Origin of the sequence: Paenibacillus plantiphilus (genome assembly GCF_927798095.1) — a bacterium.
Classification (GTDB): Bacteria; Bacillota; Bacilli; order Paenibacillales; family Paenibacillaceae; genus Paenibacillus_Z; species Paenibacillus_Z plantiphilus.
On sequence record NZ_CAKMMF010000002.1, the window covers coordinates 136,421 to 156,342 of the forward strand.

A 19,922-nucleotide genomic window follows, 5' to 3' on the forward strand; every position below is an offset into this window, starting at 1 on the left:
AGCCGTCCTCCTGCTCATCTTCTCATTCAGACTGGCGCAGTTCCCAGCGAGCGATGCACCGGTGTATGCTTATGGTCAACAACTATCGGCAATGCTGCATCCCGCAGCATTCCTACTACCCCTACATGCAACGCCGCACCGCACGCTGGTAGCCGCGCGCGGTGCGATACTTGTTATTGCTCTCTGGCTGCTCCGCCTGTCATCGCCGTGATCTTGCTCCATATGCGAGGGTGCATGCTGAACTTCACACAAAGCGCGTTCGGGAGCTTGCGATGACGCTTGCCCAATTGATATCCGATGAATTTCATCCCAGACTCGGCAATAAGCCTTGGCATCCATAGCCATAGACGCTGCTGATGCAATGATTTCAGCTGATTGCGAATCAGCTTCATCCCTTCCTTGCCTACAGCCGAGTATTGGAATACCCAGTCATTGTTGCGCATGGACACCCCGTTATCGAAAAATCGCCGGAACTGCTGCATCAGCGAATAGTTGTGAGAATGAATGACCTGCGCCTGTGCCGCATAGATGACCGTATAGCCTTGAAGGATGCATTTGGCTGCCAGGAACAGGTCTTCATTGAAGATAACCGGCTCTGGAAACCGTCCTGCTTCAACAAATGCCTCCTTGCGAATGGCCGCACAAACATTGGAGCAGAAGAACGTTTTAATGCCAAGCTTGGGCAGATCCGACTTGTCCTTGCTGGCTGCTATATCCGGATAGTTGTATTCCCGCATCATCCGCTCTAGAATCGTTGCATCCGCTCTTGCCAGCTGCCTGCCATACGAGCAGGCAACCTTCTCATCCTGCAGTGGGCGAGTCAATTCGAAAAGCATGCTCGAATCCGCTGGCATGGCGTCCTGCGTCATAAAGACGAGGATGTCTCCCCCTGCCAATCCGGCAGCATAATTGCGAGTGCCGCCATGATCGAATTCACTTTGCAGCACCGTGAACACACGCGCTCCGCATTGTCTTGCAGTCTCCGCCGTGCCATCAGACGAGGATGAGTCAACGACAATGATTTCATAAGGCTGAAGGGTTTGTCCCTGCAAGCGAGCCAGCAGCCCCCTCAAGCCCGATCCTGCATTGTAAGTTGGAATAATAACCGAAATACGAGGCGATACTGTATCATTAGTAGGCATTTTTATTCATTAAACCTTTCGCTATTGTCTTCACAATAATTCGCAAGTCGAACAGGAAGGTCCAGTTTTCAATATAGAAAATATCATGATTGATCCGATCCTCAATCGAGGTATCACCGCGAAGACCGTTCGTTTGCGCCCATCCCGTGATGCCGGGTCGAATATGATGCTTGATCATATACTTGGGAATCTCTTCTTTGAACTGTTCCACGAAATACGGGCGCTCGGGCCGCGGACCTACAACGCTCATATGACCTGCCAGCACATTGAAGAACTGTGGCAGCTCGTCGATGCTCGTCTTGCGCAGCAATGAGCCAAACCATGTTCGGCGCGGATCATTCTCGACCGTCCACTGCGTATCCGCTGTACTCGGATCAGAAACATGCATTGACCTGAATTTGTACATATGGAAGTTGCGACGGTCAAGCCCCATACGCTCTTGCTTGAAGAGGACCGGTCCTGGAGAGGTGAGCTTGATTCCAATCCAGACAGCAAGCATGACCGGTGAAGTCAGAATAATTGCTACGAGCGAGAAGCCAATATCGAATGCCCGTTTGAGAAGCCTGTTGCTCAGCTCATCGAGCGGAATATCCCTTACATTAATCATCGGAAGACCAGCGAAATTGTCGAAGAACGGCCGGGCTGGCAGAAGATCGAAGAAATCAGGAATAATTAACGTTTTGACGCCAGTCCGCTCGCATTTATCAATAATTCGGGCATACTTCTTATGCGCCTTCAGCGGCAGCGCGATGATCACTTCGTCGATCATAAATTTCTCAAGCGTATCGTCCAGATCGTCGATCGTGCCGATGATTGGCTTCATATGGCTGTTCTCCTGCTCATGGGTCGACTGGAAATCATCCAGAAAACCAATAACCTCGTAACCCAGCTCAGGGTGCTGCATCAAATTATTATAGAAGCTCCGGCCAACTGAGCCCGCGCCAAGAATCAATACATAACGTTTGTTGAAGCCCTTGCGGCGAAGACGGGAGAGCACCCGCTTCACAATATATCGATAAGCGATCATACCCACTACGTTCGCAATCAGGAAAATCGCCAAAAACTCACGCGAAATATGAACTTCCTTCGAAATGAATAGAATGCTGAGCAAGCCCAGAAAGCTCAGACCGTGCACTTGCAATATTTTCAGAATGTCGTAGGAAGGACTTTTCCGCCGTCTTGGAGCGTAGAACCTCACATAGAAACCGATTAATATCGCGGCAAAGGAGTAGATCGTCCCCCAGAGAAGATAGTTTTTGAGAGGAAGTGTGTTATAGTGCGACATCAGTCCGCTGCCAAACTTCAACCAGTACGAAAATAAGAACATCAAAAGAGTGCACAGCAGATCCGATAACACATATATTTGGGTCAGAAATCGTTGATTTTGTCGGATCACAGTTATTTCACTCCTTGCTATACCTTATTTTCGAAGTCGAATCTATCAATATTGTATCAAAAAAAGAAGAGGGAACCAACCCTCAGCACTGTTAACTTCTTGCTTTTTTGCTCGAAATTTGATTCTTCAGCGTCCGTCTCTGTCTTAATAGACGAGGGAACGCCCGAATAAGTTCCACCCAGCACTTCAATAATCCCGGTTCAAAAATGATCAGATAGCCGATTTGCAGTAACTCCAGCCCCAGCAAGCGAGGCAATGCAAGCAGAAGCTTCCCACCGCCCGGCTCATTCTTCACGATCATGAACAAGCGGTTGCGGTAGGATATCCGCCGCAGAAACAGCGGAACTTGCTTCCGGCCCCTGCGTCCCGTATATTTCCAGCCGCGCTCATGAACAGCTGTTGCTTCTGCGACATAATAGGATTGCCAGCCCAACTGCCGAGCCCGCCAGGCGACATCGACATCTTCTTTGTATGCAAAGAAGGCCTCATCATAGAACTGTCCATCCATACTGATGTCGGCAATCATCCTGCGCGCATATACAGAGGCAGCGCCGGATACGCCGAACACATCCCCAGACAGCTGCCACTCGGAAACCTGCTCGCCAGCTCCGCGATCCCATGCCTTGCGAGAGCTCCCCATCTCGATACCGGTACTGTCGATGACGTTTCGATCAGAGGCGAGTATGAGCTGCCCTGTTGCGCTTCCTGTACGGGGATGAAGCTCCATATGATTGATGATGCGTGTCAGGTAGTCGGGGTGAAGCTCAACATCGGGGTTCAAGACAAGAACGTAGTCCGATTCCGTATGGCCTATCGCTTGATTCTGACCGCCTGCGAACCCATTATTGACTTCATTGGCGACCAGTTGAACAGGGCTGTCAAAGCGCCGTACAACGTCGCACGTGCCATCTGAAGAAGCGTTATCGACTACAATTATCCGCTCAATCGGATACAACTGCCGAAGAACAGCCTGCAAGCACCGCTCTATATCTGACTCACTGTTATAGGTTACGATGCATACGCTCGCAGTCGCTGTTCGATTCATGGGTTATCATCCTTTTAAATAATGAATAAGTGCGTCCCGCCAGTGTCTTAGCTCTTGGAGACCGTTGGTCCGGATCGCTGAATGATCCATAACCGAATAGGCCGGTCTTGGCGCAGGACGCGGAAATTCTTCTGTTGTACATGGCTCCAGCTGTATCTTCGTCAAACCGCTTTCCTCGAAAATCGCCTGTGCGAATTCAAACCATGAGCATGTCCCTGTATTGGAGGCATGATAAATGCCGTAATAGTCCGTTTGAGTAAGCTCCAATAAAAAGAGAGCGAGATCAAGCGTATAGGTTGGCGAGCCGATCTGATCGTGAACGATTTTCAGGGAATCGCGTTCGCTGGCAAGCTTGAGCATCGTTTGCACAAAATTATTGCCGTACTTGCCGTATACCCAAGAGGTTCTGACGATAAAGTAACGATCGTGCAGACTGGCTACCGCCTGTTCCCCCGCCAGCTTGGACTTGCCATAAACTGTTCTCGGATTCGTATGGTCTATTTCGTTAAAAGGTGTGTCCCCTGTTCCGTCAAACACGTAATCGGTGCTTATATAACACAGCTTCGCCCCGACCTCTCTCGCAGCAACCGCCACATTGCGCGTTCCTACGGCATTAACGCGAAAAGCCTCATCCGGTTCGGACTCGGCCTTATCGACAGCAGTATAGGCAGCGCAATGAATGACAATATGTGGATTGTGACTGGTAAAGACGGCGCGGCATTGTTCCAGATTCGTAATATCCAGAGTATTGCGGCCGCAGCCGCGAATATCAAAGCCAAGCAAGGACAGGCTTGCAAGTTCCCGTCCCAATTGCCCGTTGCCGCCAGTAACAAGAACTCGCGTGGTATTCATCATGAATTCGTACCCAAGCGTTCACCGTACTGTGTTGCATAGTATTGCTGATAGCTTCCGGAGAGAACCTGCTCCATCCACTCCTTATTGCTAAGGTACCAGCGGATTGTCTCTTTTATGCCATTCTCATAATCATATTTGGGCGACCAGCCCAGCTCATTGCGGATTTTGTCCGCATCAATCGCGTAACGGCGGTCATGTCCTAGACGGTCTGTCACGTAGGAGATAAGCGATTCCGGCTTATTCAGCTCAGCCAGAATAGTACGGACAACTTGAAGATTGTTGCGTTCGTTGTTGCCGCCCACATTATAGACTTCTCCTGAAACACCCTTATGCAATACAAGATCGATGGCGCTGCAATGGTCTTCGACATACAACCAATCGCGGACATTCAGTCCATCCCCATAGACAGGAAGCGGCTTATCATTCAGCGCGTTCTGGATCATAAGCGGAATAAGCTTCTCCGGGAATTGGTACGGTCCATAGTTATTGGAGCAGCGCGTTATATTGACGTTCATGCCGAATGTCTCATGATAGGCCCGTACAAGCAGATCCGCGCCAGCTTTGCTAGCCGAATATGGACTGTTGGCGGCCAGCGGCGTTTCTTCTGTGAAAAGGCCTGTTTCGCCAAGAGTGCCGTATACTTCATCCGTGGACACTTGAACGAACTTGGAAACCTTATACTGCTTGGCCAGATCCAGCAGCGTTTGAGTGCCCATAATATTCGTACGAACGAAGATATCGGGATGCAGAATGCTGCGGTCGACATGAGACTCTGCCGCAAAGTTGATAACGGCGTCGACTCCATCATCGAACAATGGCTCCATTTCCGCTCGGTCCGCAATGTCAGCCTTTGCAAAGCGGTAATTCGGATTTCCCTCTACAGAGCGCAGGTTCTCCAGATTGCCCGCATAAGTAAGCGCGTCAACATTGACGAGCTGATACTCCGGGTACTTCTTCGCCATATAAAGTACAAAGTTGCTTCCTATAAATCCGGCGCCGCCGGTAATTAATAATTTCATTGGCTTAATCTCACCTTTCATAGAGAAAGTTCATCTCCGCGTCAGCAAGCAAGGGATGTTTTGTGTCTTTCTCGGAAAGAATAGGTTGACTTGTCGGCCAATCAATATTTAATTCCGGATCATTCCAAGCAATGCCCCGATCATGTTCCGGTGAATATAAATTGTCCACTTTGTATTGCACCTCACAGTTGGGTACAAGCGTACAAAACCCATGAGCAAATCCTTGCGGCACGAGAAGCTGATGTTTATTGGCTGCACTTAGAATAAAACCTTGCCATTGACTGAATGTAGGCGAGCCTTTGCGAATATCAACCACTACGTCGAAAATGGCCCCGCTTGTCACTCTGACAAGCTTGGTCTGTGCATGGGGACTAGACTGATAATGAAGCCCTCGTAAAACACCAGCTTCTTGAGAAAAGGAATGATTATCTTGAATGAAAGTATGATTAATACTGTTATCTAAAAAGGCCGCTTCGTTATAACTTTCAAAGAAAAAACCTCTACAATCACCATACACAGTAGGTTTAATTAGTTTAACACCATGAAGGTTTGTCTGTAAAACTTCCATGAAATCACCCGCTCTTGTTAACTTTATATTTACACTTAGACTTATTATATTGAACAATATTCAGTATGGTGTTCCTTCTGCGAACTTTTCGCTCAATTAATAAGTTAGCGTTTAATTTTGGATCACTTTTAGTTGAAAAGGATATTCAAAGCCATTATCTACAGGATTCGCAACAGAGATATGAATCCAATCATCAGAAATAACGTCAACTCGAATCACATTTGCTATTCCCCCATTTTCCGCTTCCAGTATTTTAGCATCTTTTATTTTCTCAAGATTTTCAACATTATTTTTCATAAGAATAATTGTTTTAGAATTACTTATTCCTTTCGTCCAGTTGGAATCGGTAAGGTTAGCAGCATGTAAAGAATCCTTTTCCAACTCATCCAACAAATCTTCAACATCAGGCAATACATTGATTAATTGGACATTTTCTACAAGCAACTCCGTCAGATCCTGAGGATAAGAAGTAATATTCAACTTCCCTGCTCCCCCAACCAACTTAACTGGTAACCGCGCTTCTGACAGTTCTTCAGGCAAATTATAATTTCCTGCTCTATCATTTGCCTTCTGTTCAGACGACCAGCCATCACTTATATTTACGATCTTATTTATACCCCACCCAAGAATGCGTTTATTGTTCCATACCGATTTATAAGTAATTGAAATCTCGGCAATACTGCCTTTCCCACTCTCGATACCACTTACCTCGATTTCAAATTGATTGTCTGACAATCTAGTTATGTTGACTACTCCCTCGTTATTGACATTCCTTTCTAAATCATTTATCTCCCAAATCACATTATAGGTGTTCATAAATATAGGACGGTATCGCATTAATATTTCCCTGTAGAAAAACCAATTTGCTCGCTTTGCCCACACTTCCCAATACGTAAAATCTTCCCTTATAGTAGTTACATATCTGGGTTTATGTTCTACAAGGTAGTCAATATATTTTTTTCTGTAATCATCGCCCAGAACATGAATGATGTAGTCGATTCCGGTCGGTTGGAATTTCCCTTGCACCGTTTCTAAGGCAGATGCGTACGTAGAAAAAACAGTCTCATTAGGGTTTATTTTTTGGTTTATTATATTCAAATCGTCCCCATAATTAGTCAAATATCCATTTAATTCAGGGACATATACTTGACGTTCTGGGTTAATAGAATCTATCGTCTTAGGGAGCTGAAAGCAAATTATAAACATACTGCTGACACAAAGGATAAAGATAAACCATTGAGAAATGATGTTAAATGTTCGATACTCATAGATCTTTTTAATCACAAAACAAAAAACGGAGATATAAAACACAAGTTGTAGTGATGTAAACAAGCCGCTCTTGTGACTTGTGTATGCATAAGCATAACCACCTATTAAAGATGAAAGAAATAAGAACAATAGTACCGTTTCGTATTTTCCAAGTGTATTTTTCGCCAATTTCATAGACATGTATATAATAAGAACAACACTACAAACTATCTCGAAATTTATCGGTAAATCGTTCAATACTAGAAGTTTATTTAATGGAGTTCTTTCGTAATACCATGATTGATAAGCTGCTACACCCAAGAAATTGTAGTGAAACCAGCTCCAAAAATTACCTACGGTCAGTATGCTTACAAACGTGAAACATGAAACTATAGCACCCAATAGAAATAATATTGTCCTTTTAGCAAACTCTAACCATATGTATCGGAATTGAGATAAAATAAAAATAAAACTGCCGGCAAGGAACGCAGAAATCCCAAAATCATTTGACCATGCAACGCCAGCTCCAATTAATGCTCCAGTTAACAAGCTTCTAACATAGACTGACTTCACGCGTACCGCGATCCATCCGCTACTCAGTAAATATATTATGGATATGAAAAAAATAATGAATATCCGCTGGGGACGAATTGAATTTCCGGGGTGCAAATTCTCAATAAAATCATACCTCTGAAAGTAATCAATAAGATGCATGAAGTCAGAAAACCCTGCCGCCGCCATCATTATAAGAAAAGTAAGCGCCAATGCACTTAATCTCTTTATGCCATTGAGAATAATCACCAAATATATTGTAATAGCAAATAATAATGGAGTAATAAAATAGGTGAAAAACAAGCTGTTAGTGAAATTATTGTCAAATAACAGTAAAGGAATGGAGTTCAAATATAGAGGGCCAAGCCCTAAATAAAAATAGAAATCAGAAAATGGAATTTGACCACTTAATAATCTTCGTATCCCATTGTAATTTTGAAAATCACCGTTAATGGGATAGAAGTCGGAATAAATGATTCGATTAAGCGCATAATATAATGCTACTGCAATAATCAGGAGGAATAAACCTACTGACAAAACTCTTTCATATCGTCCAATAAATCGAACACCTTGTGAATAAAAAAGTTTCAAGCGACTGCGCAAGATGCCAACATCCTTTCAATTAAATCACAGTACTGGATCATTCAAATATTCATCGCATTTAGAGCACATATGTTGATATCCTTGTTAGTCGAAACTCTTATCTAGTAGAGAATCCCTTGTTAGCTCATTTGCATGAGCCAGAGATACATGGGTGCCTGCATCGGTCCACCACCCTTGAAGAATATCATAGGTCAATTCGTTTGCTCTAATGTAGACATTGTTCACATCAGTTATTTCGAGCTCCCCACGCCCGGAGGGAGTCAATGTTCGAATAATATCAAAAACACGATTGTCATACATATAAATTCCAGTTACCGCAAAATTGCTCTTAGGGATTTTTGGTTTCTCTTCAATAGAGACAACCTTACCATTCACTAAATCGGTAACCCCATATCTCTGTGGATCTGGCACTTCTTTTATTAATATTTTTGCACCTGCTAATTGTTTATTGAAATTATTTACATAAAGTGAAATTTGATCTTCGAAAACATTATCCCCTAGAATGACCACCATTCTTTCACCATTCACGAAATTTTCCGCAAGTCCAAGAGCTTCTGCAATTCCTCCCGCGCTATCCTGAACTTTATACGTAAATGTAACTCCGAATTCTGCCCCACTGCCAAGCAAATTTACAACGGCCCCCATGTGATCCTTACCCGTAACAATCAATATATCAGTAAGCCCTGCTTCTTTAAGCTTATCAATCGCATGATAAATCATTGGATATTTCCCTACTGGAAGCAGATGCTTATTAGTTACTTTAGTAAGTGGGAATAGTCTAGATCCTGTACCACCAGCCAAAATAATACCCTTCATAAATTATAGCTCCTTATCGGACATTATATTTACCAGTAAGTAATCCCAACAAAATTTTCAAAAGTAATAAGTTGCCGCGGAGCGGGCTAATCTTCGTTGGTATCTTGCCTTTAGGATATACTCTGCTCACTGGTATTTCTTTGACTGAAAACCCTAATTTAGGAGCTTTATGTGATAGATAAGCTAACAGCTCATAGGTATCAAAAATCCGTCGAAATGGTTTGATTTTGGGATCTAAAAGAAGTTTGCGTGAATGAGCCCTGAATCCGTTAGTAGTATCGGTATACCGAAAACCGGATAAAATCGACATATAAGGAGCATGAATTAATTTGATAGCTAACTTACGGCTAAAAGGAGTGTTTACTTCTTGACCTCCGGGTACATATCTAGAGCCTTGGACAAAATCCATGCCATTATCCAATTCCGTTATAAAATTCGGTATAGATTCTACACTGTCCTTGTTATTCCCATCAATGGTAACAACACCTTCATAGCCACGTTTCATTGCATAAGCAAATCCCATGCGAAGCTGAGCACTTAGTTTACCTGTGTCACGCTTTGTAAGCAAGACGCTAATCCCATTTCCCCTAAGAAAATCATGTGACAAGGAATCGTCAGTACTTCCACCATCCAGAATGATAATATCAATTAGCTCCGATAGACCCTTCATCCGATTTAGCTGTTTGCGTATTTTTTCACCTTCATTAATAACAGGAATACAAACACAATACTTATGACGCTTTGGCAGAAATTCAACACTTTCAAATGAAGGTACTTCCCACTCAGCAGTATTCAACCCGAAACTCCTCCATTTTTCCCGAAGTAGACATTGTTCACATAGCGCAACGCCTGATACAATGCCTCATAATTACTAGTTAGTTGACCATTTTTCATTTCAATTGATACCCACTTATCATATTGGGTTGCTTGTAAAAATGAAGCTATTGCACTGTGACCACTTTTGCAAGTACCAGGAATGAGCAGATTTGGATCACTAATATGAAAATGAGTGGCATGTGGCAAGCACTCAGGCAGAATCTCATCCGGCTGTTCTCCATTGATTAACATCGTGCCTGTATCCAGATGCAAACCAAATCCTGGGTGATCTACATTTTTAACCAACTGAAGCCCCTCTAAAGAAGTTGTTATAAAGTCACAGCCGTATTCCTTTGGATTAGGCTCAATACAAAATATCACACCATTATCTACAGCAGTCTGTCCTATATCCCTAAAGAAACTGACAGCTTCTTCATAGGCCGCATCCCGGTCACAATTTTCAATTAGTCTGTTTTTTGGTGAACCAAACACCAGAGTCTTTATAGAAAGAAGTCCTGCTAATCGAATAATTTTATTCAAATATTTTTTGGTCTCGACTGATCCTTCGCCGAACATGGATAGATGCGGCTTGCCGAAAAGCAGCGCCTGCATGGCTACTGGAGTTAGGCCACGCCCCAGCCATTCATCACGGTATTCTTTAATCTCCGCTTCCGTTGCCTCAATGGGTTCTTGCCACCTTTTAGTAGGTGCAATCTCAATACCAGACACATCATGATTATGCAAGAGGGGCGTTATCTCTGCATTCTCGCCAGCCTCCCACGCAATATTAGAGACGGCTAATTTCATGACTTCCTCAATTCTTCAGACTGAAAGGTCTTAATCTGAGTAAGAACTTCTTGCTTACTAGTCATATAAACAGAATACCCTTCAAATAAAGAGGCATGCTTACTGTGCATGTCATACTTAATCGAAGGATTATCAGTTTCATTCCGAAACACCCTATCAAAACAAACCGTTGCGACTTCTTCCGCCGAAACGGGCTCTGTTGCAAAATTAATCGTACCAACTCCGGCTTCTCTGACAATTGAAAGATCATTCCACAAACGAGACATGTCGTAAAACTGGAATACACTTCGATAGTCCGTTAAATGAAGACAATTTTCATTCATGAGATCAAAAATAAAATTTTTCTTTAATCCCTTTCCAAATAATCCAGGGAGACGAACTATAAAATGACGACTGAACTGCTTACGCACGAACTCTTCTAAAAAATACCGGTGTTTTCCATATGCCTGTGCATTCTCTACCGCAATAGCACTATCCTCATCGACCCCAATAGGCTTCTGGTAAACATCTACAGTTGATATTAAAATAAATTCATCCGCCTGAACTTGAGATAAGTAACTCATTAACCTAGACAAGTTATCCCAATCAGCTTCTGGGTCCTGATTAGCTTTCCACTTTACTGCCGGCGCGCCAGCGCATACGACCTGTGAATAGTGTTTTCCCTGAATCTCCTCAATATTCTTAGAGTTATAAAGGGCATCAAAAGATGTTTGTTGCAAAAGAATCGATCCCACAAACCCCGTAAATCCAATCAAAGCTGTTGTCATATTTTCACCTCGTTGTTTGATTCGGTTGATACAGCAACTTCTTGCATGGCAGTTTGCTTTTCCGTATTTTTCGATTTTTGGATCAATTGAACCGATTGAGTAGAATAGAACGGGCGGTCCTGCAGTTCAATTAATATTCTTGAAATATATTCCCCCAGCATACCGACAATAAAGAAGAGACCGGCAAAGCCAAAGCTAATTAAGATCATAAGGGTTGTCCATCCCTCAACTACGCTTCTATTAAACGAATAATTGAATAGTGCATATCCAGCCATGAATAAACTAAATACAAAAAAGGCTACTGACAAGTAATGTGAAATTTTCAATCCAAGGTTGGAGAAGGAAACAATAATATCAAATGCAGTTCCCATGTTCTCTCGATTCATTTTCTTTGATCGTGACGCAGTAGAATCAATTGTTAATATCATTTTTTTGTACCCGGAATACGCGTACAAAGCTTTACGATATCTCACTTTTTCTTTAAGGTTTAACATTGCGTTTAAAGCACGACGTGAAACTAGACGAATAACCTCGGTTCTCAAATCAAGGTCTAAGTACGAAATTTTATTTATTACTTTATAGAATAATCGTGTTTTCCAAGACGCCGACTGGAAGGGAGATGCGGCAACGATATCATTTCCCTGCATAGAAATGCTAAACATGCTTCTTAATATCGCTTCATCAATGCTCATGTTAATGTCTTCAAACTCAAATACAAAGTCTCCCATCGACTTGATTAATCCGGCCATCATTGCTTTTTCAATTCCATGCTTATGTGAAAGATTGATGATGCATAAATCCCCTTGCATGCATTCAGATGCTTTCTTGGCTTCTGTAACAGTGGCGTCTGTACTTGCGTCATTTACAACAATGATTTCATAATATTCAAAGATATCAGCCAAGGCTTTATCTATTTGGGATAACGATGATTTAATAATGTCTGCTGCATTATGCGTATACACAACAGCAGACACGAACACTTTCTCCTTCACAGCAGCATTTCCTCCAAATCATAGATTGTATTAAACTTGCCTGATAAAACAGAAAGAAAAAGCGGCTTCTGAGAAGATTTGCGAAATACCGTAGGACGGGAATCATCAATCTCCGCAGCATGTAGAACAGTTTTGACAGCATATAATGAGGATTCGTAACGAAACTCTATATCAGGATTCAAAAACTTATTGGCCAACTGATTCATACGATACCAATTCGACTGCGGCTTTTCTGAACAATGATTACAATTTTGGAGATGATCGGATGTACAATCTATTCTGCTGGATTGACAAGAGAATACAGGTGTATCTTGAGATACGGATTCATGCGGTGTATAACTAACTGACGTTAACGAATGATATCCTGTTTTTCCAAATGGCATTATTGAGAAGAATGGACCATCCATTAAAGTAATTCCAACATTGCGAAGATTATCCCCAGCTGAGGTTAAAATAACTTCACATAATTCAAATTTTGTTTTAAATGCTTCATACCCAAAAGTATTTAGTATTTGATTAATACTAGCGTATGTTGCATTTAATACAGTCGATGATGTAATTCTCTCACCACTTATGAGCTCCACTTCGTAAGCATCACAATCTTCTACTACTTTCTTAATTCTTGAATGATATTTAATATCGATGTTATTCATATCCCTGAATTTCTCTAGAAACCATTCTCTCATTAAACTAGCATCATACGTGTATTCTAATGTTTCAAAAGCAGCCTCTACCATACCTTTATTGAAGTAAGCATTAGGATTGACTTCTTCAGATGGTATCTTTACATGCTCACAGAATCGCTGAAACTGCTCAGCATTTGTAAGGGAGTCATACTGGGCAATTGCATAAATTTTCTTGAATTTACTATGAATAGCAAAATCAAAATCCCTACTGAAACGCTCATAATACAATGCAGATTTGGCAGCAGTGGAAACGCTTCGCGGATAATGATATCCATTGTGAACACGAGCTTGATTGATAAAACTTGCACGTTGTATTGGCTTATCATCAGCTTCTAATATTATGACTCTCTTCCCTTGATCACCAAGTAACTTTGCCGCATACATTCCAAAAATCCCCGCACCGATAATAACTGCGTCATATCTTCTCATCATGAGTACACACCTTATGTCCTTAGTAATTAAAAATAATATAGGTCCCGATCATCAGCAATGCTATCCCCAAAATTTTGGATATAGTAAGCGGTTCATTAAAGGCAATAACAGATATAAGAACAACACCAATAGTAGTTAATGCCTGTGACACAGGAGACACTTTACTCAAATCCCCTTTAGACAAAGCTAAAACATAAAAAAAGAAACTCAAACCATAAACAACTGCTCCTGAAATTATATAAGGATTAACAACTAATTTCGTAATATAACCGATAGAAAATCCATTATCACCCAGTCCATTAACTGCATGCTTTAAAAGACCTTGTGCTAATAAATTAAACACCAACGCAGCCAACAGCAAAATTAAAATCATATGAGCTCCTTTCTATTGTATCGAACTAACGATATTATAACAAAGAATCACTTCTTCTATTCCTTTTTAATTGAATAGAAAGAGATGGCAATGATAAAAGGTGCAATTAATGTAACAGAATAAAAGTATCTCGCATCTTGTGCAGGAGTCGAAATCATTAATCCCGCTGCTTCAAACAAAACCGGCGCCACTATAAGCAGTGCTCTTCTATCATTACGACGAATGAAAATAAATCCAAAAAGTAGAACCGCAAATAAAAACATGGCTGGTCTCCAAAACAACCAGTTATTTGAAGGTTTCTCAGTAAACCTAATGATTTTATTTATTGCTTCTTTTAACACTGGAAGAGCATTAAATTGAACTAAATTGTAGGGATTATCAATGATTCCGATATTAGTTGTGTATGTATAACCATCTGTTGGCTGTTGAATTTTCCAAACCAAGGATGTCATGTTCTTCCAATCTTGAATGAAAATCGTTGGATTTCTTCCTGCTAGTTGAAGCCAATATCTAATAAAATCCCATTTATTCTCTGCCAAAATTTCCGCATTAAGTTTAGGGTGAAATAAAAGATAGTTTGCAGAATAGGGGGAGTATATCGTATCCTCTCCTTTCCAACTAGATATAGGCAATATTGAAGTGAATAAGCTCTGTTCTTCAGATCTTAAACCGACATTATGATGTATCATTGTTCCCACTTGATGTAATTGAATACCGAATTTAAAATGTGGAGGCGCAGGTTCAACATTTAATAATCGAGATAATGGCCCACTTATAAAACCAATACCTAAAAGTACTGAGAGCGTTATTAACAGGCTCTTTTTCCAGTATTGCTTATAGAACAAAAACATGAGTACAATAACTCCAATTACAGTTACTATTCCATTATGTCTGAAGAGTCCTACGCCAATCAAAACAACTATAAATAATGAAATATTTACTTTTGACTTCAGCCACTCATAATCAGATTTATAAATATATACCGTGAAAATAACCAACAACAGACTAAGCACAGCGAAAGGGATATCTTTCCATAACGTTACTGACATAACACCATTTACTGGATTGAGAGCATAGAAAAGCAGCAGAATGTATGTAATGGATTTATGAACCCCTAGCTTTCTGAGTTGATAAATAGCCCCTCCTAATATGGATGACATCAACAATATCTGACATATTGATACCAATGCAGGTGAAGAGTTTATTTTATAAATGCCCCATAAAAGCAAGGTGTGCAAAATAGGGTGCCAATCAGTAAATTGTCCGGTTTGTATCTGCATGTACTGGTTAATAGAATCTGCACTCATATTAGCAGGGTAATAAATGATCAAGTAAACTATATAAATTATAAGTATTGTTCCACTATAAATAAAAAACCGCGAGAATCTTCTTGTATGACCCTCACTTCTGACAGGCTTGTATGATAACAAGTATGTAATTGAGACAAATAATAATATGCTCAAAGAAATTACATTTACAATAAAATTAACACCTTGTTCTATAGCAGACAGTTCAGACAATGAAAAGGATACCTCTTGTATAGTACCTGACTCACTGTAGAGATCTTTTTCGATTGTATCACCATTAAAAGATACTATTGCTTTCCCACTCCACGGGTGGCTTCCGAGTTTTAGATTAACACTCTCGTCCACTTCTCCTTGCCAACTGAAAACAGCTCCTTTTACAGCAGACTCCAAAGAACCCTCAATAACTTTCCAACTGTTGCTGTCATAATTAATAGCAAGGTTCTCAAAACCAACTCGCTTACCATCAACACTAAGTTCATTTATCCATACTTCTGAACCTTGTGCACTCGCATTCGCTTCTCCTTTAACTGTAATGGTTAGTTGAGAATCACGAGATGATTGAAAATACCCCGAATTAGGCCCGCTTAAAGGAATCGCCGCAATTAAAGCTAGAGCAAGAATACAACTGAAAACTAATGAAAGCCACAGAGATTTCCTGGAATTGGTCTTCATTTTGCAAATAAATTTCGGTCCAACTTTTGATACTACACCAATAAATACAAATAGAATGAATAAAGCAGTTAAATAAGCCCCGATTCGTGACAATGGAATATTCACTAAAATTGTATTATTCATAAATACAGTTAGAATTAGTGAAATAAAAAAATAAATCCATACAGTTCTATTCAGCAACTCAGGCAACTCCTGACAGTATTTAGATTCATCTGAACAGTTTATGCAACTTAAGTTTAAAAAACAGAGATAAAAGCTTTTTCCCGGTGTTTGAGTTCACAATACGCATCAATTCATATTTCATTTGGTTTCTGTCTTGCGTATCAATAATCTCGGAATGAGTAGAAAAAACCAAATCGGGATATTCTAAAGTAGGGTTATTCCATAAATATCCTGGTCCATTTGCATAAACAAGATTATACAACTCTGCACCGTATTTGTTAAATAGTTCCGGGTGTTCAATTGTAATTTTTTTATATAACTCTACAACTATTTCTCTATCAAATTTTCTTGACATAGAATCGGTTCGAATCCTATAGCTAACTAAAGGACTCGGTATAGAAATGCCGATGCACCCTGCCTCACACATACTTATCCATGCCTCATAATCTTCCATCCCCTTATCCATTTGCAGTTTATTCAATCCAAAACTAATAAAATCACTTTTCCTAATAACAGGAAATGCAGCCAACATATTCGTCAGCAGCAAGTACGGGAATTCAGCATTGTATGTTACCCAAATGTCATCCCGCTTACCGAAATACTGTACCCAAGAATATATGAAAGATACATTACTGTAACATTCCAATAAGTCAATCGATCTCGCATAGTATTCAGGCGATACCAGATCATCTGCATCTAAAAATGTAATATATTCACCTTGTGCAGCATGAGCGCCAACATTTCTGGCATTTGCCAAGCCTTGATTCTCAATATCAATAATTCGGATGCTACTATATTTTTCTTTAAGTTGGGACATTAACTCAATACTCATTTCTTCATCGCTACCATCATTAATGATAAGGATTTCATAGTGCTCATACTGACTATCAAAAATGCTTTGCAAGGTTTCAACTAAGTACTGTCCTAAATTGTAGAAAGGAATGATAATCGATAGCATCCCTTTGGTTCCTCCTACTTGTATAGCAGGCTTACTATAGGGTAAGTTATGATTGGGTGAAGGAAAAATCTTTGAATAAGTGGAATTCACGCCTAATTTTTCAACACAATGATCAAACAAATTTCCGCTGCTCAAATCACACAATGCATCTTCTTTCACATAACATCTTGCAATTTTTGCTGCATCTTCATCCCATACAACAACACAATCTGATGCGGCAAGACAAAATTTTTCCGTTTGACGTACCCAATATAATGGGAAGCGGTAACTGCCGTGATCAGAAAAATGACTGATGTTAGATTTAGAAAACAATAAAATTATAGGAATATCTTTTAACTGCGGATGGCGTGTCCATTTGTGCTGCAATAAAAAGTAAGCATAACTGGCTGCTGCATTCACTACAATTAGGTCGGGCTTAGAAGACACTATACATTCATCTATCATTTCTTCTGTTAAATTTAATGATGACGCCAACGGCTCGCCAAGATGAATTCCAGGAAGATGAGAGGTTGTTCGAATTTTTTTGATTTTACTGGGATCACAATCATATTTATCGTAATTACTAAATATTAAGACATCCATTTTGTTAAGCCACTTCTCAACACTACTTGGAAGTTCGACCTCCCCCTTACCTGGAGCAAACCATACTTTCATCTTAGCACCACCACACTTTCAACTTCGTTTCGCTACCCTGTATGCCAGTTGAAGAATTTTTCCCGCCAATTTCCCTTTAACACCACTCATGCCATCTACTCTAGCTTTTAACCTGTGATAGATTTTCCTCTTCAGAACGATCTCCTGATTAGACCTTGATTCAGAGTTGCTCTCCATTGAGAGATAAGGCCATAATTCAAAAGGCATCCACTCCCTCTCCTTGGAAAGACTATGTGAGAACAATACATTTTGACTGCTGCTAATATCCAAACTGTAATCGGATGTATGAATGAGTACTTCCGGAATCACGTAGCCTTCCTTATTCACATTTAAACGCTCAGCATAAGCTCCATACCTGATATCGTAAATATCTCTTAGCGTTGAATTGTTTTTCCCACGACAAATCATTCTCGTTAATGCTTCATATGGCATATAAGGATTATTCCGATGAAGTTCGTATTGCAGAGGATGGGTCTGCTTACCTGAATTATAGCATCCAACGTACTGCACATCAGAATTATTCAAAAATACTTGCTTTGATTTTGTTAAATAGACAGGACTAATATTATCATCTAAATAGCATACCAGATAGTGTTCGCCTATCTTTAAATTCTCAACTTCGGTAAGATCAAGCTTTCTTGCGTATCTCATCTTACCTAAAAAAGCAACTGGCATTCCCTGTCCTTCAGCACTATTTAAAACATAGCTTCTCTCTGGATTAACCCCAGGCAATTGATGAAATTTATTAATTTGATCAAAACTCACCGGTATCGGGCTTTCATTGATGATAATAAGAGAAAGATCGAATGGAATTTCCACCCTATTCTGATGATTGTCTATAAAGATTTCATTTGAATTATAAACTTCTATAAATTCTGATGGTTTAACTACTGTATACGGTCTGGATAAATTCCGCAAAAGCTCATCATCTTCAAATAATCGAGATATATTCCTCATCAAATCTGCACTTGACCCGTCAAAAAAAAGAGCATTTCTCTCATGAGTAAAGAAATCCTGGAAAGCTGGTATAGAATTGCAGATTACAGGGACTCCTAAATTATACAGTTCGTGAATACTGTAACAAAATGATTCAACAAAGTTGGGGAAAATAGAAAATCTTATTGTTTGAAGTATCTTCTCTAGTTCTTTTCTATTAAGCTGACCAGTGAACACAAACCTTTTTTGTAGCTCATTAGGGATTCTCTTAAGAAGCTGTTCCTTATAAGGCACTCCATTCGCATCTAAACCATCATAACCAACTAAAAAAAATCGGGTTCGATTCGTTGGATTCAAGGATATATAAGAAAGTGCTGCATCAATATACAGATCCACACCTTTTAGTTGGAATATCCTACCATAAAATAGGACATCTTGTTTTTCATTGCTTTGTTTATACTCAATGCCTTCCCATGCTTTCACCGGAGGAGTCGAAATTTTTATTTTATTTTCTGTTACTTTATATCTCTGGGCATAAATTTGCCCCCATCCTTTTGAGGGAGCAAGAAGAATATCCGCATTTCTTATAGCATCTTTCTCCATCTGATACATCTCTAGTTTTTCATGCTTGAAATCCAGCTGATTCTGTTCTAAATCCATTAAGTCAATTGTACAGTGTGCACGGACGGCTAGTATACAATTTCTAAATTGCCCCTCATACTTCTTTGCTTGGATGGAAAAGTATCCTATCCCAACGTAATCAAAAAACTCTATAAAATCAACTTTTTCCCTAAAGGAAATTTTTTTTAATCCGCAATAAAACTGGAAACTTTTCCATAAAAACAAATTCCGGAAATGATCAATTGCCGGTAAATCCAAATCTTGAAGCAATGTTTGAAGACACTCTACTTTAATATGATCTGGATTAGGAAGAGTAGACTGATACTGTTCTGAGAACAGCTGACATTCATGTAGTGGCATATCCAAGAGCAATATTATCTGATTCTTCGGATCTTGCAATAATTCGTGAATTGCACTCCAAATAAATACACCACACCCGCCTGGGTTAATTGGTGCCAGTTCATAAGAAACAAATACATACGTTCTCGTCATCTC

17 protein-coding genes are annotated in these 19,922 nt (G+C 40.4%); all 17 read right to left on the reverse strand.

What is annotated here, in order from left to right; genetic code table 11:
* Positions 1-173: 173 nt before the first annotated feature.
* Complete coding sequence (locus tag L6H65_RS02035; RefSeq protein ID WP_236338653.1) at positions 174-1,142, reverse strand: glycosyltransferase family 2 protein; 969 nt, start codon at positions 1,140-1,142, stop codon at positions 174-176.
* A complete protein-coding gene (locus L6H65_RS02040; protein ID WP_236338654.1) occupies positions 1,132-2,538 on the reverse strand; it encodes an undecaprenyl-phosphate glucose phosphotransferase in 1,407 nt (468 codons plus the stop codon). Before L6H65_RS02040 ends, L6H65_RS02035 begins: the two co-directional genes overlap by 11 nt.
* Before the next feature lie 91 nt (positions 2,539-2,629).
* Positions 2,630-3,583 carry a glycosyltransferase family 2 protein gene (locus tag L6H65_RS02045; protein WP_236338655.1) on the reverse strand — a complete coding sequence of 318 codons (954 nt, stop codon included), beginning with the start codon at positions 3,581-3,583 and terminating at the stop codon, positions 2,630-2,632.
* 6 nt (positions 3,584-3,589) lie between these two features.
* Entirely contained in the window at positions 3,590-4,438 is an 849-nt protein-coding gene (gene rfbD, locus L6H65_RS02050) for a dTDP-4-dehydrorhamnose reductase (protein ID WP_236338657.1), read from the reverse strand.
* Complete coding sequence (gene rfbB / locus L6H65_RS02055) at positions 4,435-5,457, reverse strand: dTDP-glucose 4,6-dehydratase (RefSeq protein WP_236338659.1); 1,023 nt, start codon at positions 5,455-5,457, stop codon at positions 4,435-4,437. The genes rfbD and rfbB overlap by 4 nt, the downstream gene beginning before the upstream one ends.
* A 10-nt stretch (positions 5,458-5,467) precedes the next feature.
* Positions 5,468-6,025 carry a dTDP-4-dehydrorhamnose 3,5-epimerase gene (gene rfbC / locus L6H65_RS02060; protein WP_236338660.1) on the reverse strand — a complete coding sequence of 186 codons (558 nt, stop codon included), beginning with the start codon at positions 6,023-6,025 and terminating at the stop codon, positions 5,468-5,470.
* Positions 6,026-6,136: 111 nt separating this feature from the next.
* Positions 6,137-8,428 (reverse strand): hypothetical protein, encoded by a 2,292-nt coding sequence (locus tag L6H65_RS02065; RefSeq protein WP_236338661.1) that lies wholly within the window; start codon positions 8,426-8,428, stop codon positions 6,137-6,139.
* An 84-nt stretch (positions 8,429-8,512) separates the two neighbouring features.
* Complete coding sequence (locus L6H65_RS02070; protein WP_236338662.1) at positions 8,513-9,244, reverse strand: sugar phosphate nucleotidyltransferase; 732 nt, start codon at positions 9,242-9,244, stop codon at positions 8,513-8,515.
* 13 nt (positions 9,245-9,257) lie between these two features.
* Positions 9,258-10,040, reverse strand: a complete 783-nt coding sequence (locus L6H65_RS02075) for a glycosyltransferase family 2 protein (RefSeq protein ID WP_236338663.1) — start codon at positions 10,038-10,040, stop codon at positions 9,258-9,260.
* Positions 10,037-10,867 carry a sugar phosphate isomerase/epimerase family protein gene (locus L6H65_RS02080; protein ID WP_236338664.1) on the reverse strand — a complete coding sequence of 277 codons (831 nt, stop codon included), beginning with the start codon at positions 10,865-10,867 and terminating at the stop codon, positions 10,037-10,039. Before L6H65_RS02080 ends, L6H65_RS02075 begins: the two co-directional genes overlap by 4 nt.
* Positions 10,864-11,634, reverse strand: coding sequence for a Rossmann-fold NAD(P)-binding domain-containing protein (locus L6H65_RS02085; RefSeq protein ID WP_236338666.1), 771 nt, complete (start codon positions 11,632-11,634; stop codon positions 10,864-10,866). Before L6H65_RS02085 ends, L6H65_RS02080 begins: the two co-directional genes overlap by 4 nt.
* Positions 11,631-12,626, reverse strand: coding sequence for a glycosyltransferase (locus L6H65_RS02090; RefSeq protein ID WP_236338667.1), 996 nt, complete (start codon positions 12,624-12,626; stop codon positions 11,631-11,633). Before L6H65_RS02090 ends, L6H65_RS02085 begins: the two co-directional genes overlap by 4 nt.
* Positions 12,623-13,744 (reverse strand): FAD-dependent oxidoreductase, encoded by a 1,122-nt coding sequence (locus L6H65_RS02095; RefSeq protein ID WP_236338668.1) that lies wholly within the window; start codon positions 13,742-13,744, stop codon positions 12,623-12,625. Before L6H65_RS02095 ends, L6H65_RS02090 begins: the two co-directional genes overlap by 4 nt.
* A gap of 19 nt (positions 13,745-13,763) precedes the next feature.
* Positions 13,764-14,117 carry an EamA family transporter gene (locus L6H65_RS02100; RefSeq protein ID WP_236338669.1) on the reverse strand — a complete coding sequence of 118 codons (354 nt, stop codon included), beginning with the start codon at positions 14,115-14,117 and terminating at the stop codon, positions 13,764-13,766.
* A gap of 56 nt (positions 14,118-14,173) precedes the next feature.
* Positions 14,174-16,276, reverse strand: coding sequence for a DUF6020 family protein (locus L6H65_RS02105; protein ID WP_236338670.1), 2,103 nt, complete (start codon positions 16,274-16,276; stop codon positions 14,174-14,176).
* A 28-nt stretch (positions 16,277-16,304) separates the two neighbouring features.
* Entirely contained in the window at positions 16,305-17,870 is a 1,566-nt protein-coding gene (locus L6H65_RS02110) for a glycosyltransferase family 2 protein (protein ID WP_236338671.1), read from the reverse strand.
* Between the two features lie 18 nt (positions 17,871-17,888).
* Positions 17,889-19,919, reverse strand: coding sequence for a glycosyltransferase family 4 protein (locus L6H65_RS02115; RefSeq protein ID WP_236338672.1), 2,031 nt, complete (start codon positions 19,917-19,919; stop codon positions 17,889-17,891).
* Positions 19,920-19,922: the final 3 nt, after the last annotated feature.

Coding starts and splice junctions, on each gene's coding strand:
- L6H65_RS02035 (WP_236338653.1), bottom strand. CDS start 1,142: ATGCCTACTAATGATACAGTATCGCCTCGTATTTCGGTTATTATTCCA.
- L6H65_RS02045 (WP_236338655.1), bottom strand. CDS start 3,583: ATGAATCGAACAGCGACTGCGAGCGTATGCATCGTAACCTATAACAGT.
- rfbD (WP_236338657.1), bottom strand. CDS start 4,438: ATGATGAATACCACGCGAGTTCTTGTTACTGGCGGCAACGGGCAATTG.
- rfbB (WP_236338659.1), bottom strand. CDS start 5,457: ATGAAATTATTAATTACCGGCGGCGCCGGATTTATAGGAAGCAACTTT.
- rfbC (WP_236338660.1), bottom strand. CDS start 6,025: ATGGAAGTTTTACAGACAAACCTTCATGGTGTTAAACTAATTAAACCT.
- L6H65_RS02070 (WP_236338662.1), bottom strand. CDS start 9,244: ATGAAGGGTATTATTTTGGCTGGTGGTACAGGATCTAGACTATTCCCA.
- L6H65_RS02080 (WP_236338664.1), bottom strand. CDS start 10,867: ATGAAATTAGCCGTCTCTAATATTGCGTGGGAGGCTGGCGAGAATGCA.
- L6H65_RS02085 (WP_236338666.1), bottom strand. CDS start 11,634: ATGACAACAGCTTTGATTGGATTTACGGGGTTTGTGGGATCGATTCTT.
- L6H65_RS02095 (WP_236338668.1), bottom strand. CDS start 13,744: ATGATGAGAAGATATGACGCAGTTATTATCGGTGCGGGGATTTTTGGA.
- L6H65_RS02100 (WP_236338669.1), bottom strand. CDS start 14,117: ATGATTTTAATTTTGCTGTTGGCTGCGTTGGTGTTTAATTTATTAGCA.
- L6H65_RS02110 (WP_236338671.1), bottom strand. CDS start 17,870: ATGAAAGTATGGTTTGCTCCAGGTAAGGGGGAGGTCGAACTTCCAAGT.
- L6H65_RS02115 (WP_236338672.1), bottom strand. CDS start 19,919: ATGACGAGAACGTATGTATTTGTTTCTTATGAACTGGCACCAATTAAC.